We start from the raw sequence: 13,422 nt of genomic DNA on the forward strand, positions 1-13,422 counted from the left end.
GCAGAAAATGCCCGGCGTGCATAAAGTATACGTCAGACGCTTTTCTCTTTGATGTTACCTCTGCTGGAGAATATTATCAATACTGCTATTTTTTCGATGCGGCAACCTGTTGCCGGGGCTGGCGCGGCGACGCCGATACCGCCGGGAGATGGACAAGTCGAAATCGCCGTCGAGGTACAGGCGCAGTTGGAGCGATTGTTGAATAGCCCGCATTTTTTTAAAGCACGTCGCGCCGGACCGTTATTGCGTTATATGGTTTCTGCACTATATAGGCCTAGTGCCGAAAAGATTGGTGAATTCGAGATCGGAATCGAGTTGTTCCGACGTGATCCGCGAACATATTCTCCCGCGGACGATCCGGTGGTTCGGGTACAAGTTGGCCGCCTGCGCAGGCGCCTTGAAGCGTATTACGAATCGGATGGAAAAAATGATCCGGTACGCATCACGATTCCGGCCGGCGCGTACGTGGCGCATATAGAACGCTTCAGCGTGGATATAGAGAACAAACGGCTTGCATTCGTGCCGAACGCCTGCACGTCGGACCGTGGCGGGTGCGATTTCATCCATGGGCTGAATGACGAAATCATCCATCGGCTGCATCTGGAACTCGGCGCAGACTTCGTGATGCTACCGGCGTCGAGCCCTGGGCTGGAGCCGGGCGGGCGGGCGCGTACTGCGGGTGTTACGCATGTTTTGGAAAGCAGCGTCCGGGTAGACCGTACGAGTGCACGCGCCAATCTGCGTCTGTTCGATATAGCCATGGCCACGATCGTCTGGAGCGATCAGTTCGACCTGGACGGTGATCTATCCATCGCCAGGCAGGAAGTGGTGGCCGAGTCATGCTGTCGCGCCGTGCGCGACTGCCTTAGGCCCGCCGCCGCGTGATCCCGGGGAAGGGCGCTCAACTACCGAGCCGCTAGATGACGTTCTTGTTGGCTGCGCGCATTCTTCAATGGCTGTGCTTCACCTGGGTGTACTCAAGTGGAATGATCGACGTGAGCTGGATCAGGTCCACAGCGGGCGCACCGGCGTGATCCCCGGCGGCAGGGCTCGCCATTCCGCCGGGTAGTCGCCCTGACCGAAATGCGGGACTCCGCTTACATGGTGGCCGGTAATCGGCATGGCACCGACCGGGTAAATATGGGCATGGCCGGAGGTGGCCGTCATGCCGTGGTTGGAAAAATTGATTTCGGCAACACAGATGCCTTTATGATCGAAGATCAAATTGCGTGGGGATTGCATGTTCGCGTTCACTTCCGTTACGAGCTGGTTGGTCCGAGCGGGATGGACGAGGGTCTGAACGATGGCGTTGGGCGCTACTTGCACGGATACGACAGGACTGACATTGGTCAGCACGCGCAGCACATTCTTTATCCAGGTGGCATTAACTTCTCGCAGGGATACTAGGGTCGGTAATGTCATATTCCCCACCTGCTGCAACTCGAGGGTACTCAGCCCCAGCATGATCGATTTGAGCTGGTCCGGATAGAAACCCTGAACCAAGCGGACAAAGTGGACTTGGCCTAAGGTATGGAACAGAGCATAGAGCTTGTCTTTACCGCCACAGGTTGCTTCATATTGGGCATAGGGCTTGGGAGCAAGGGCAAACAGGGCAATAAAGTCGGTCCGCGAGAAAGGCATATTGGACTCCGCAAAAGAGGTCGTAGCCGCAAACGCACAGCACGTTGGGAAGATTGTTATCTTAGCACGTCTTTTCCGGCAGGCCGGGATCCTATCTATAGCGTCTTCCATGGCGATGCCCGGGTTGCACAGCATTTCGCGCAAGCGGCAATCAAGAACCTAGCTCAATATACTGAGATCGGTTCTTAATGATGTTTTTACCGCCCGTGCTCTTGCCGACTATAAGTTTTCACATGGATCTGGCAAATAAAAACGACCGCGACGAATTCGAATCGGTCCGGCTCGACGCTTGCCGTGATATCGACCGATGGCTGAACCAGGATTGACGCTGTTTATGCCCGCAGCGCATCCAGCCAGCGCCGCCGGTACGCATCCAGCCCCGCTATCGGCAGCGCCGCCACCGGCGTGCTCGAACCGGGCGCCGGGCGCGCGCGATGGCGCAGCATCCAGCCGCCGCAGGTGGTGCCGCTGGCATCGTCCGAATAGCTGACCGGCTGCCCCGGCCGCAGCGCCGCCAGCACGGGGCCGAACCACGGGTTGGCGGTGAAGCTGCCTTCCACCGCGACCGGTCCCGCCGCACCCAGCGCGTCCAGGCAGTAATCGGTCACCAGCACCGTGTACAGCGTCGCCAGCGCATAGCGTTCGCGCGCGTCAAGCGGCGCCGGACCGTCGATGCGGCCCGCGCGCCCGGCGAACGGACCGCCGGTGGCGGCAAAGCACGGCAGCGCCAGCGTGCCCTGCGCGACCACGCGTTCGATGTCGTCCAACGCGCAGGTTTCGGGATCGGCGCCGGCCAGCTCGCCGAACTCGCGCCCGCCCATGAAGCGCATGCACGCCACCGGCCGGCCCAACGCGTTGGTGTTGGCCAGCATGTCGGCGTCCTCGCGCAAGCCGTCCAGCGGCATGCCGAAGGCGGCGGCGATGATCCAGGTGCCGGTCGACAGGACCGTGCGCGGCGCAGTCGATGGCATATCGGCGCCGTCCTGGTCCAGGTAGCGCAGCAGCGAGGCGTTGCTGTCGTGGATGCCGCACAGGACCTGGCAGGCGCGCGGCAAACCGGTGGCATCGGCCACCTCGGCGCGCAGCGTGCCGAGCGAGGCCCAGGCCGGCGCCAGCGGCGGCAGCAGGCGCTGCCAGCCCATGCGCTCGACCAGCGACGAATAGCGCTGGGTGTACGGGTTCCACAGGTCGGTATGGCAGCCCAGCGACGTCGCCTCGCCGGCCGCCGCGCCGCACAGGCGCCAGGCCCAGTACTGCGGATACATCAGGATGTGGCGCGCACGCGCGACGTCGTGCGGGAACGCCTGCTGCAGCCAGGCCAGCTGGCGGCCCAGGTTCAGGCCGGCCGGCAGCAGCGGCGAGCAGGTCTCGTCGTAGGCGGGGCGCACGGTTTCGTAGGCGGCGCCGGCGCCGGCAGCGTCGAAGTCGAACGCGAACTCGTAGTCGGGCACCGGCAGCACCAGGCCGTGGGCGTCGACCAGGGCCGCGGTGGCGCCGTGCGTCACCGGCACGATGGCCGAGACGCTGGCCCGCGCGGCGAACTCGCGGCAGGTCGCCAGCAGCCATTGCCACAACCCCTCGGTGTCCAGGTGCGGATACGGGCCGTCGTGCAGCACCGCGTTGGGACGGCGCCGCTCGGCCAGCAGCGCGCCATCGCCGTCGAGCAGGGCCAGCTTGGCGTTGGTCTTGCCGATGTCGAGGACGATCAGGGCGTCGTTCGTGTGCATCGTCACGGGCGCCTCACTTGGGCGCATCACTTGCGCGCCGCGCGCGCACGCAGCAGGCGCGGTAGCGCGATCGTCACCAGCAGCAGCACCCCGACCACGATGGTCATGTAGATGCCCGGGATGTTCGCCAGCGACATGCCGTAGGTGGCCACGCCCAGCGTCAGCACCGCCAGCAGCACGCCGCCGATGGTGCCGGCGCCGCCGGCGATGCTGACCCCGCCCAGGATCACCATCGTGATCACTTCCAGCTCCCAGCCGGTGGCGATGTTGGGGCGGGTGCTGGCGATGCGGCCGGTCAGGAAGAACGCCGCCAGGCCGGCCATGGCGCCGGTGAGCATGAACAGCGCCAGGCGGTAGCGGTCCACGGCGATGCCGGAAAAGCGCGCGGCGTCCGGGTTGTTGCCGATGGCGTAGATGCGGCGGCCCCACGTGGTGGTGTGCAGCACCAGCGCGAACACCGCGGCCAGCACCAGCAGCACCACGAATTCGCGCGGCACGATGCCGAAGAAATAGCCTTGTCCCCAGTCGGCCATCAGCTGCGGGTAGCCGGTAAAGGCCTTGTCGCCCAGGACCACGCTGGCCAGGCCGCGGTACAGCGACACGGTGCCGATGGTGACCACGATCGACGGCAGCGCGAAGCGCGTGACCAGCACGCCGTTGAGCAGGCCGCAGGCGCTGCCGCAGGCCAGCGCCACCAGCGGCAGCGCGGCCGGCGGCACGCCGGCGTGCATGGCCAGGCCCATCGCCACCGAGGACAGCGCCAGCGTGCCGGCCACCGAGATGTCGATCTCGCGGCAGATGATCAGCAAGGCCATCGGCAGCGCGATCATCGCCTTTTCGCTGAAGTTGACGGTGCCGTCCAGCAGGTTGTAGAGGTCGAGGAAGTGCGGCAGGACGATGCTGTTGGCGGCGAACACCAGCACCAGCAGCAGCGCCAGAAGCGCCTCCCAGCGCCCGAACAGGTCTTTCAAGCCGCGCGTCTCGCGGTCGAGGATGGTATAGCGCGAGGTCGACGGCGTCGACGGCTGCGCGGGTTGGACGGGGTCGGTCGGCAGGGCGGTGCTGTTCACGCGGCGCTCCATGTTGTGTCGGTCTCTTTCAGTGGGCACGCTGTTCGAGCGCGTTCTTGTGCAGCGGCAGGATCTGGCGGCTGCGCTTGCCGTTGCCGCGCGCATTGACCAGCACCGCCGCCAGGATCACCAGGCCGGTGAGGGCGCTCTGCCAGAACGGCGACACCTGCAACACCGGCAGCGCGTTGCCGATCACGGTCAGGAACAGGGCGCCCAGCAGCGCGCCGGTCACGCTGCCGACGCCGCCGGCGATGCTGACGCCGCCGATCACGCAGGCCGCGATCACGGTGAACTCGAAGCCGTAGGCGACTTCGGTGTAGGCCACCGCATAGCGCGCCACCCACAGGTAGCCGCACAGGCCGGCCACCAGGCCGGACAGGCCGTAGGTCCACAGCAGGCGCCGCGCGGTCGGGATGCCGATGGTGCCGGCGCAGTGCGGCGCGTTGCCGATCGCGTACAGGTCGCGCCCGAAGCGGGTATGCCTGGCGATGAACAGCATGGCCAGCGTGACGGCGGCGGCGATCCACACCAGGTTCGGCATGCCGAGCAGGCGCGTCAGCGGAAAGGCGACGAAGTTGGCCGGCATCTGGTGGGCCGACACCCAGGTGCCGCCGGACAGCACGAACACCAGGCCGCGGTACACGCTCATGCTGCCCAGCGTGATGACGATCGGCGGCAGCGCCAGGGTGCCGACCAGCCAGCCGTTGACCAGGCCCAGCGCCAGCCCGACCGCGCACGCGGCCAGCACCGGCAGCGCCAGCGGCAGTTCCGGATGGCGCGAAGCCAGCATCGCCGCCACCATGCCGGACAATGCCAGGTTGGACGCCACCGACAAATCGACGCCGCGCGTGACGATCACCAGCATCTGCGCCAGCGCCAGCATCACCAGCAGCGTGCTGTCGGTGACCAGGTTGGCCAGCGATGCAGCCGACAGGAACACCGGCGCGCCCACGCCCACCGCCAGCACCAGCGCCACCACCATCAGCGCCAGCAGCGGCTCGCGCTGTTTGAATAGACCGTTCATGCGCTTTCCTTTCGTTCCGCCGGGGCGCCGGCATCGAGTTCGAGGCCCGACGCCGCCGCCACCACGATTTCCGGCGTGGCCTCGCCGCGCGCGAACACGCGCCGCACGCGGCCCTGCTGCATCACCACCACGCGGTCGGCCATGCCCAGCACTTCCGGCAGTTCCGACGACACCAGGATCACCGACAGGCCGCGCGTTACCAGGTCGCTGATGAAGTGGTGCACGGCGGCCTTGGAGCCGATGTCGATGCCCTTGGTCGGCTCGTCGAGGATGATGACTTTCGGGTCGGTGGCCAGCCACTTGCCCAGCACGACCTTCTGCTGGTTGCCGCCCGAGAGTTCGGACACGTGCTGGGTCAGGTGGCTGGCCTTGAGTTCCAGTTGCTCGGCGAAGTGGCGCGCGATGCGGCACTCCTCGTTGCGCCGGCCGCGCAGGAACAGGCCGATCCGGGACAGGATCGGCAGCGTGACGTTCTGCACGATCGGCAGGCTCAAGTGGGCGCCGTGGTGCTGGCGGTCTTCCGGCACGTAGGCGATGCCGTGGGCGATGGCCTCGGCGGGCGTGGAGATCGTGATTTCCTTGCCGTCCAGGCGCACGGTGCCGCGCACGTGCGGCGTCATGCCGAACAGCGCCTGCATCACTTCCGAACGGCCGGCCCCGACCAGGCCGTAGAAGCCGAGGATCTCGCCGCGGCGCAGCGTGAACGAGACGTCGTCGAACTCGGTCGGGTGGCGGAAGTGCTCGACCTCCAGCAGCGGCGCGCCGATGGGGGCCTGCGCCTTCGGGTAGGCGTCGTGCACCGCGCGCCCGACCATCAGCGCCACCAGGTCGGCTTCCGTGATGGCGGCCAGGTCGCCGTCGGCGACGAAGCGGCCGTCGCGCAGCACGGTGTAGCGGTCGGCGACGGTAAAGATCTCGTCGAACTTGTGCGAGATGAAGATGACGGCGGTGCCGGCCGCGCGCAGCTGTGCCACGATGCGGTACAGCTCGCGGATCTCGCGCTGCGACAGGGCAGCCGTAGGTTCGTCCATGATCACCACGCGCGCATCCTGCGACAGGGCGCGCGCGATCTCGACGAAGTGGCGCTGCGCCACCGACAGGTCCTTGACTCGCGCGCGCACCGGCAGCGACACCTCCAGGCGCGCGAACAGCGCCTCGGCCTCGGCCTCGATGCGCGCCCAGTCGATGCGGCCGCCCTTGGCGGTCGGCTGGCGTCCGACGTAGATGTTCTCGGCCACCGAGAGTTCGTCGAACATCACGGTTTCCTGGTGCACGGCGGTGATCCCGGCGCGCATCGCTTCCTGCGGGCTGCCGAACGCCACCGGTTTGCCGTCCAGCAGGATGCTGCCGGCGTCGGGGCGGTAGATGCCGGTGAGGGTTTTTACCAAGGTCGACTTGCCGGCGCCGTTCTCGCCGATCAGCGCCATGACTTCGCCGGCGCGCACGGTGAGGTCGACGTCGTTGAGCGCGTGGATGCCGTTGAAGCGCTTGCAGATGCCGGCCAGCTGCAGGACCGGTGCGCCGGGGGCGGCGCCGGCGGCGGGTGCGGAGGCGCTGGAGGGGAGGGTGACTGGCATACGGTTTATATGGTTTTAAGCAGCTGTGGATGACAGGCGGCTGGCGTGTAAGCAGTGACGTAATATTTTTTGTGTCGTAGTACGCACGTCGTCCCCGCGCAGGCGGGGACCCATGCTGAACGTGCAGCATGGCTGGCGCTGACGATGCCGGTTACGCGGTATGGGTTCCCGCCTGCGCGGGAACGACGTGCCTTCGGCGAGCGCGGCTCACATGGCAACGCTCGATTTGCCGGAGCCTCAAAACATCTTCGCAAACTTCTCGACATTCCCGCTGTCGTACGTGAACGGCGGCCCCAGCGCCGCTTCGCCGTTGGCATCCAGCGTCACCTCGCCCAGCCGGCCCACGGATACCTTGGCGCCCGGCGCCGCCTTGGCCTTGCCGGTCACAAATTGGTCGGCCGCGAAGGTGGCGGCATAGCCCAGGTCGATCGGGTTCCAGATCGCGAATTCCTTCACCGCGCCGCTTTTCACGTGGCCGGCCATCTCGGACGGCAAGCCGAGCCCGGTCACGTGCACCTTGCCGACCAGGTGCTCGTCCACCACCGCCTTGCTGGCGGCGACGATGCCGACCGTGGTCGGGGCGATGATCGCCTTCAGGCCGGGGTGGCTGCGCAGCAGGCCGATCGCCTCGCGGTAGCTCTTGTCGGACTGGTCGTCGCCGTACACGGTGGCCACCAGCGTCAACTTGGCGTAGTCGGGCTTCTGCAGCACGTCCTTCATCACGCCGATCCAGATGTTCTGGTTGGTGGCCTGGGCCGAGGCCGACAGGATCGCGATTTCGCCGGCGCCGCCGATGGCATTGGATGCCATCTGGATCTGCTTCTCGCCGATCAGCCGGGCGTTGGACGGGTTCAGCTGCATCTGCCGGCCTTCCGGCGCCAGGCCGCTGTCGAACGACACCACCTTGATCCCGCGCGCCATCGCCTTCTTGGCGATCGGCACCAGCGCATTCGGGTCGTTGGCCGAGATGACGATGGCGTCGACCTTCTGGCTGATCAGCGAATTGATGATCTCGATCTGGCCTTCGGCGCTGGGCGTGGTCGGGCCGGTGTAGATGACGTCGACGTTGCCGAGCTGTTTCGCCGCTTCGTCGGCGCCCTGGTGGGCGGCGTCGAAGAAGCCGTTGCCGAGGTTTTTCACGACCATGGCGATGCGCGTCTTTTCCGGCTTCTTGTCGCAGCCCGCCATACCGGCCAGCATGCCGGCGGCGCCCAGCGCCAGCAGCAGACCCTTTACACGCAGACGCTTGCTTGCGAAATTCTCGTTGCTCAATGCGATGTCTCCGTGTGGAACAGGGCCGCCGATTGCAGGTCGTAGGCAGGATTGAAATGGGGCGAACACAGGTCGGGCGCCACCGCGTCGGGCGGCACGGTGACCACGTTTACGCCGTACTGTTCCAGCAGCTGCACCGCGCTGTCGGACGCATTGGTGTCGGTGATCACGTGGGCCACGCGGTCCAGGCCGCACAGGATCAGGCCGGCCTTCTTGGCGAACTTGGAGCTGTCGGCCAGCACCACCAGTTCCTCGGCCTGGCTGATCAGGCGCTTCTCGGCCTGGATCAGGAGCGGATCGGCTTCCATCAACCCCAGCAGCGACAAGCCGTACACGCTCATGAACATCTTGCTGGCGTAGTGGTGCTGGGTGATGTCGTTGTCGAACGGCGAGAGGATCACGTTCTGTTCGCGGTAGACCTTGCCGCCCGGGACGATGATCTCGTTCTCGCTCGAGATCAACAGGCGTTCCGCCATCAGGAAGGAATTGGTGAGGATCTTGCACTGCCGCTCGGACAGGAACTCGGCCATCATGAAGGTGGTGGTGCCGCCGTTGATGATGATGGTCTCGCCGTCCGCGCACATGGACGCCGCGTGGCGGGCGATGGCGCGCTTGCGCGCCGCGTAGCACTGGATGTTGTTCTGGAAGGTTTCGCTCGAGAGCGCGAACTGGCGCTTTTTCGGCAGCAGGTTCTCGGCCCCGCCCCGGGTGCGCGTGAGCAGGTTGCGCGCAGCCAGCCAACTGATGTCGCGCCGTACCGTCGCCGGGGACGCATTGAGCCATTCGACAAGCTGTTGTACCGTCGCTGCCTGGTGTTCCGCGAGCAGCTTCAGCAAACGCTTGCGGCGTTTGTGATTTACCATTTTTGTCTCCTGATTTGCCGTCTGTTGTATTGCGGCTGCGCTAAAGTCGTGCCAAAAAGGAACGCTTTGCTTCGTTGCAGATTAATCAGGATGCAATGGCGAGTCAATCAGCAATTGATCAATTGATTGATTATTTTTTTTCGCTGCGACACCGATATGCGCAATTCGATCATCGAAATGATTATTCGATTCTTCGTCACCAAGTTGACTATTTCTGAGTTGACACTGATTACTCCGCTGATTTCTACTTGTTCGGGTTGCCATCGGCCTGTTTCCACTCGAGGCTGACAGGCGAAAGGATGTCGAGAGATTCGTCAAATCGAATTTCCGGAGCGGTAATCGAACAACGCCACTACCCGTGGTGGCATTATTTCTAAAACGGAGACTGAGAATGAGCGACACCAAGGCGCAAGAACCGATCACGTCACGCTGGGACGAGGGGCTGGCGGCCGGCATGAGCGAACCCGAACGATTGCTGTACCGTTCGAACCTGCTCGGTTCGGACCTGCGCATCACCAATTTCGGCGGCGGCAATACCTCGGCCAAGGTCATGATGGAAGATCCGCTCAGCGGCGAGCAGGTCGAGGTGCTGTGGGTGAAGGGCTCGGGCGGCGACCTGGGCAGCATCAAGCTGGACGGCTTCTCGACGCTGTACATGGACAAGCTGAATGCGCTCAAGCACCGCTACCACGGCCTGGAACGCGAAGACGAGATGGTGGCCTACCTGCCGCACTGCACCTTCAACCTGAATCCGCGCGCGGCCAGCATCGACACCCCGCTGCATGCCTACATCGCGCGCAAGCACGTCGACCATATGCACCCGGATGCGGTGATCGCGATCGCAGCCTGCCAGAACAGCCAGCAGATCACCGAGCGCGTGTTCGAGGGCGAACTGGGCTGGCTGCCGTGGCAGCGTCCGGGCTACGACCTGGGCCTCAAGCTCGAGCAGTTGTCGCAGCAGCAGTCGCATCTGAAAGGCATCATCCTGGAAGGGCATGGCCTGTTCACCTGGGGCGATGACGCCAGGTCATGCTACGAGAACACGCTGGCGATGATCAAGCGCGCCGAGGATTGGCTCAACCAGAATATCCGCCAGCCGGTGTTCGGCGGGCAGAAATATGCTCCGCTGCCGGCCGCCGAGCGCGCCGCCGTCGCCACGCGCCTGATGCCGCTCCTGCGCGGCAAGATCAGCAAGACCGAATACAAGCTCGGCCACTTCGACGACAGCGACGCCGTGCTGCAGTTCGTCGGCAGCGCCGACCTGGCCCCGCTGGCGGCGCTCGGCACCTCGTGCCCGGACCACTTCCTGCGCACCAAGATCCGTCCGCTGGTGCTGGACTTCGATCCGAGCGCGCCCGACTTCGAGCGCCTGGTGAGCGGACTGGATCAGGCGCTGGAAGACTACCGCGCCGACTACACCGCCTACTACGAGCGCAGCAAGCGCGCCACCTCGCCCAAGGTGCGCGACGCCAATGCCATCATCTACCTGATCCCGGGCGTGGGGATGCTCTCGTTCGCCAAGGACAAGGCCACCGCGCGCATCGCCGGCGAGTTCTACGTCAACGCCATCAACGTGATGCGCGGCGCGAATGGCGTCGATACCTACGTCGGCTTGCCGGAACAGGAAGCCTTCGACATCGAGTACTGGCTGCTCGAGGAAGCGAAATTGCAGCGCATGCCCAAGCCGAAAAGCCTGGCCGGACGCATCGCGCTGGTCACCGGCGGCGCCGGCGGCATCGGCCAGGCGGTGGCGCGCCAGCTGCTGCAGGAAGGCGCCTGCGTGATGCTGACCGATATCGACGGCGAGGCGCTGGAAGAAGCGAAAAAGGACCTGGTCAAGGTCGCCGGCAAGGATACGGTGGCCACCGTGCAGGCCAACATCACCAGCGAAGAGGATGTCGCCGGCGTGCTGGGCGCGACCGCCCTGCGCTTCGGCGGCGTCGACCTGCTGGTGTCGAACGCCGGCATCGCCTCGGCCGCGCCGCTGGACGAAACCACGCTCGACATCTGGAAGCGCAACCAGGACATCCTGGTGACCGGCTACTTCCTCGCCAGCCGCGCCGCCTTCACGATGATGAAACAGCAGGGCCTGGGCGGCAGCATGGTGTTCGTGGGCAGCAAGAACGGCCTAGTGGCATCCGCCGGCGCCTCGGCCTACTGCACCGCCAAGGCGGCCGAGCTGCACCTGGCGCGTTGCGTGGCGCTGGAAGGCGCGGAATTCGGCATCCGCGTCAACGTGGTCAACCCCGACGCCGTGATCCGCGGCTCGCGCATCTGGGACGGCAAGTGGAAGGAAGAACGCGCCGCCTCCAACAAGATCGGCACCGACGACGTCGAGGAGTTCTACCGCAAGCGCAGCATGCTCAAGCGCAGCGTGCTGCCGGAAGACATCGCCGAAGCCGTGTACTTCCTGGCCAGCGACAAGGCGGGCAAGAGCACCGGCAACGTGCTCAACGTCGATGCCGGGAATGCGGCGGCGTTTACGCGGTGACGACGGGGGGCGCGGTACATGGAACCGGCGCCACCGGTAGGGTGGACGGGGGCGCCTAGCCGGCTCCGCCGTCCACGCGTCCAACCAACACATGCACCGTTTGAACGCGTGGACGGCATAGCCGTCCACCCTACGCCGCGATCGAATATGACGAAATATCCGGTTGACGCGAAGCACCCACGCCGTTGTATAGTCATCATGCAGTGATATATCAGAACGAACGCGGTGGACCCACCCGGTCACGCCGCGGCATAACGAGGAGACAAGGAATGACGAAGTCGAGTGCGCAGTTGATCGACCAAGGCCTGCTGGCCGACCACAACGACAAGCTGGCCGCCCGCGTCCAGGCCGATTACGACGCGTTGGGCAGCATGCTGGCGCGCCGCGGCCAGGACATCGAGCGCCTGACCACGTTGGCGCAAGGCTTCGCCGTGGCGGTGCCGAGCTGGGGCGCCGGCACCGGCGGCACCCGCTTCGCGCGCTTCGCCGGCCGCGGCGAGCCGCGCAACGTGTTCGAAAAGCTCGAGGACTGCGGCGTGATCCACCAGCTGACGCAAGCCACGCCGGCGGTGTCGCTGCACTTCCCGTGGGACAAGGTCGGCGATGCGCGGGAACTGCGCCAGGCCGGAGAAGCGCTGGGCCTGGGCTTCGACGCCGTCAACTCGAACACCTTTTCGGACGCCGTCGGCCAGGAACACAGCTACAAGTTCGGCAGCCTGACCGCCAACAGCGCCGCCGCGCGCGAGCAGGCCATCGCCCACAACATCGAATGCATCGAACTGGGCCGCGCCATCGGCTCCAAGGCACTGACCGTGTGGGTCGGCGACGGCGCCAACTTCCCCGGCCAGCACAACCTGCGCGGCGCGCTGGAGCGCTACCTGGACAGCATGCGCGCCATCTACGCGGCGCTGCCGGACGACTGGAACGTCTTCATCGAGCACAAGCTGTTCGAGCCGGCGTTCTACGCCACCACCATCGCCGACTGGGGCACCAGCTTCGCCTGCGCCACCGAGCTCGGACCGAAGGCCAAGTGCCTGGTCGACCTGGGCCACCATGCGCCCAACACCAACATCGAGATGATCGTGGCGCGCCTGGCGCAGTTCGGTAAACTCGGCGGTTTCCACTTCAACGACAGCAAGTACGGCGACGACGACCTGGATTCCGGCTCGATCAACCCGTTCCAGCTGTTCCTGGTCTTCAACGAGCTGGCCGACGCCGCCGAACGCGACGGCGCCGCCTTCAAGCCGAGCTACATGCTGGACCAGTCGCACAACGTGACCGACCCGATCGAGAGCCTGATGAGCAGCGCGGTCGAAGTGCAGCGTGCCTACATCCAGTCGGCGCTGGTCGACCGCGCCGCGCTGGCCGGCCACCAGCAGGGCAACGACGCGCTGCAGGCGGCGCAGACCCTGAAGGCCGCGTTCCGCACCGACGTGGGTCCGATCCTGGCGATGGCGCGCATCCGTTCCGGCGGCGCCGCCGACCCGGTGGCGGCGTATCGCGCCAGCGGCTACCGCGACCGCGCGGCGAGCGCGCGCCCGGCCAGGGCGGGGGCGAGCAGCAGCGGGATTGTTTGATGCGCCGCCTGGCTATCAAATAATTTGTCGACCCCAAGACCGTCGTCCCCGCGTAGGCGGGGACCCATGCCGAGCTGGCTGAAACGCAGGTGCGCGAACAGTGTCTGGCGCTACCGGAACCATCGTCTCTTGTCGATGCTTTAGCGCGAATCCAAGTTTGTATAAGTGGTAGCTCAGCAT

At 65.5% G+C, this 13,422-nt stretch carries 10 protein-coding genes; 3 read left to right on the forward strand and 7 right to left on the reverse strand.

Features of this window, described 5'->3' with window-relative positions; genetic code table 11:
* Nucleotides 1–51: 51 nt before the first annotated feature.
* Nucleotides 52–885: a hypothetical protein gene (locus HH212_RS19605; protein WP_170204039.1), complete on the forward strand. Its 834-nt coding sequence runs from the start codon at nucleotides 52–54 to the stop codon at nucleotides 883–885.
* Between the two features lie 120 nt (nucleotides 886–1,005).
* Here HH212_RS19605 and HH212_RS19610 read toward each other — a convergent pair whose 3' ends face one another.
* The 7 genes from HH212_RS19610 to HH212_RS19640 form a co-directional block, all read right to left on the reverse strand.
* Complete coding sequence (locus HH212_RS19610) at nucleotides 1,006–1,641, reverse strand: hypothetical protein (protein ID WP_170204040.1); 636 nt, start codon at nucleotides 1,639–1,641, stop codon at nucleotides 1,006–1,008.
* A 332-nt stretch (nucleotides 1,642–1,973) separates the two neighbouring features.
* Entirely contained in the window at nucleotides 1,974–3,368 is a 1,395-nt protein-coding gene (locus tag HH212_RS19615; protein WP_170204041.1) for an FGGY-family carbohydrate kinase, read from the reverse strand.
* 26 nt (nucleotides 3,369–3,394) lie between these two features.
* The gene (locus HH212_RS19620) at nucleotides 3,395–4,438 is read right to left on the reverse strand and encodes an ABC transporter permease (protein WP_229217367.1); all 1,044 of its coding nucleotides are present in this window, start codon (nucleotides 4,436–4,438) and stop codon (nucleotides 3,395–3,397) included.
* 28 nt (nucleotides 4,439–4,466) lie between these two features.
* Nucleotides 4,467–5,462 (reverse strand): ABC transporter permease, encoded by a 996-nt coding sequence (locus HH212_RS19625; protein WP_170204043.1) that lies wholly within the window; start codon nucleotides 5,460–5,462, stop codon nucleotides 4,467–4,469.
* The gene (locus tag HH212_RS19630) at nucleotides 5,459–7,039 is read right to left on the reverse strand and encodes a sugar ABC transporter ATP-binding protein (RefSeq protein WP_170204044.1); all 1,581 of its coding nucleotides are present in this window, start codon (nucleotides 7,037–7,039) and stop codon (nucleotides 5,459–5,461) included. The genes HH212_RS19625 and HH212_RS19630 overlap by 4 nt, the downstream gene beginning before the upstream one ends.
* A 237-nt stretch (nucleotides 7,040–7,276) precedes the next feature.
* A complete protein-coding gene (gene rhaS / locus HH212_RS19635; RefSeq protein WP_170205561.1) occupies nucleotides 7,277–8,239 on the reverse strand; it encodes a rhamnose ABC transporter substrate-binding protein in 963 nt (320 codons plus the stop codon).
* Between the two features lie 68 nt (nucleotides 8,240–8,307).
* The gene (locus HH212_RS19640) at nucleotides 8,308–9,174 is read right to left on the reverse strand and encodes a DeoR/GlpR family DNA-binding transcription regulator (protein ID WP_170204045.1); all 867 of its coding nucleotides are present in this window, start codon (nucleotides 9,172–9,174) and stop codon (nucleotides 8,308–8,310) included.
* A 391-nt stretch (nucleotides 9,175–9,565) separates the two neighbouring features.
* Here HH212_RS19640 and HH212_RS19645 point away from each other — a divergent pair, with 391 nt between their 5' ends.
* Both HH212_RS19645 and rhaI read left to right on the forward strand, forming a co-directional pair.
* Complete coding sequence (locus HH212_RS19645; protein ID WP_170204046.1) at nucleotides 9,566–11,665, forward strand: bifunctional rhamnulose-1-phosphate aldolase/short-chain dehydrogenase; 2,100 nt, start codon at nucleotides 9,566–9,568, stop codon at nucleotides 11,663–11,665.
* 269 nt (nucleotides 11,666–11,934) lie between these two features.
* Nucleotides 11,935–13,242, forward strand: a complete 1,308-nt coding sequence (gene rhaI, locus HH212_RS19650; protein ID WP_170204047.1) for an L-rhamnose catabolism isomerase — start codon at nucleotides 11,935–11,937, stop codon at nucleotides 13,240–13,242.
* The last annotated feature ends 180 nt before the right edge of the window (nucleotides 13,243–13,422 follow it).

Origin of the sequence: Massilia forsythiae (genome assembly GCF_012849555.1) — a bacterium.
Taxonomy (GTDB): Bacteria; Pseudomonadota; Gammaproteobacteria; order Burkholderiales; family Burkholderiaceae_D; genus Telluria; species Telluria forsythiae.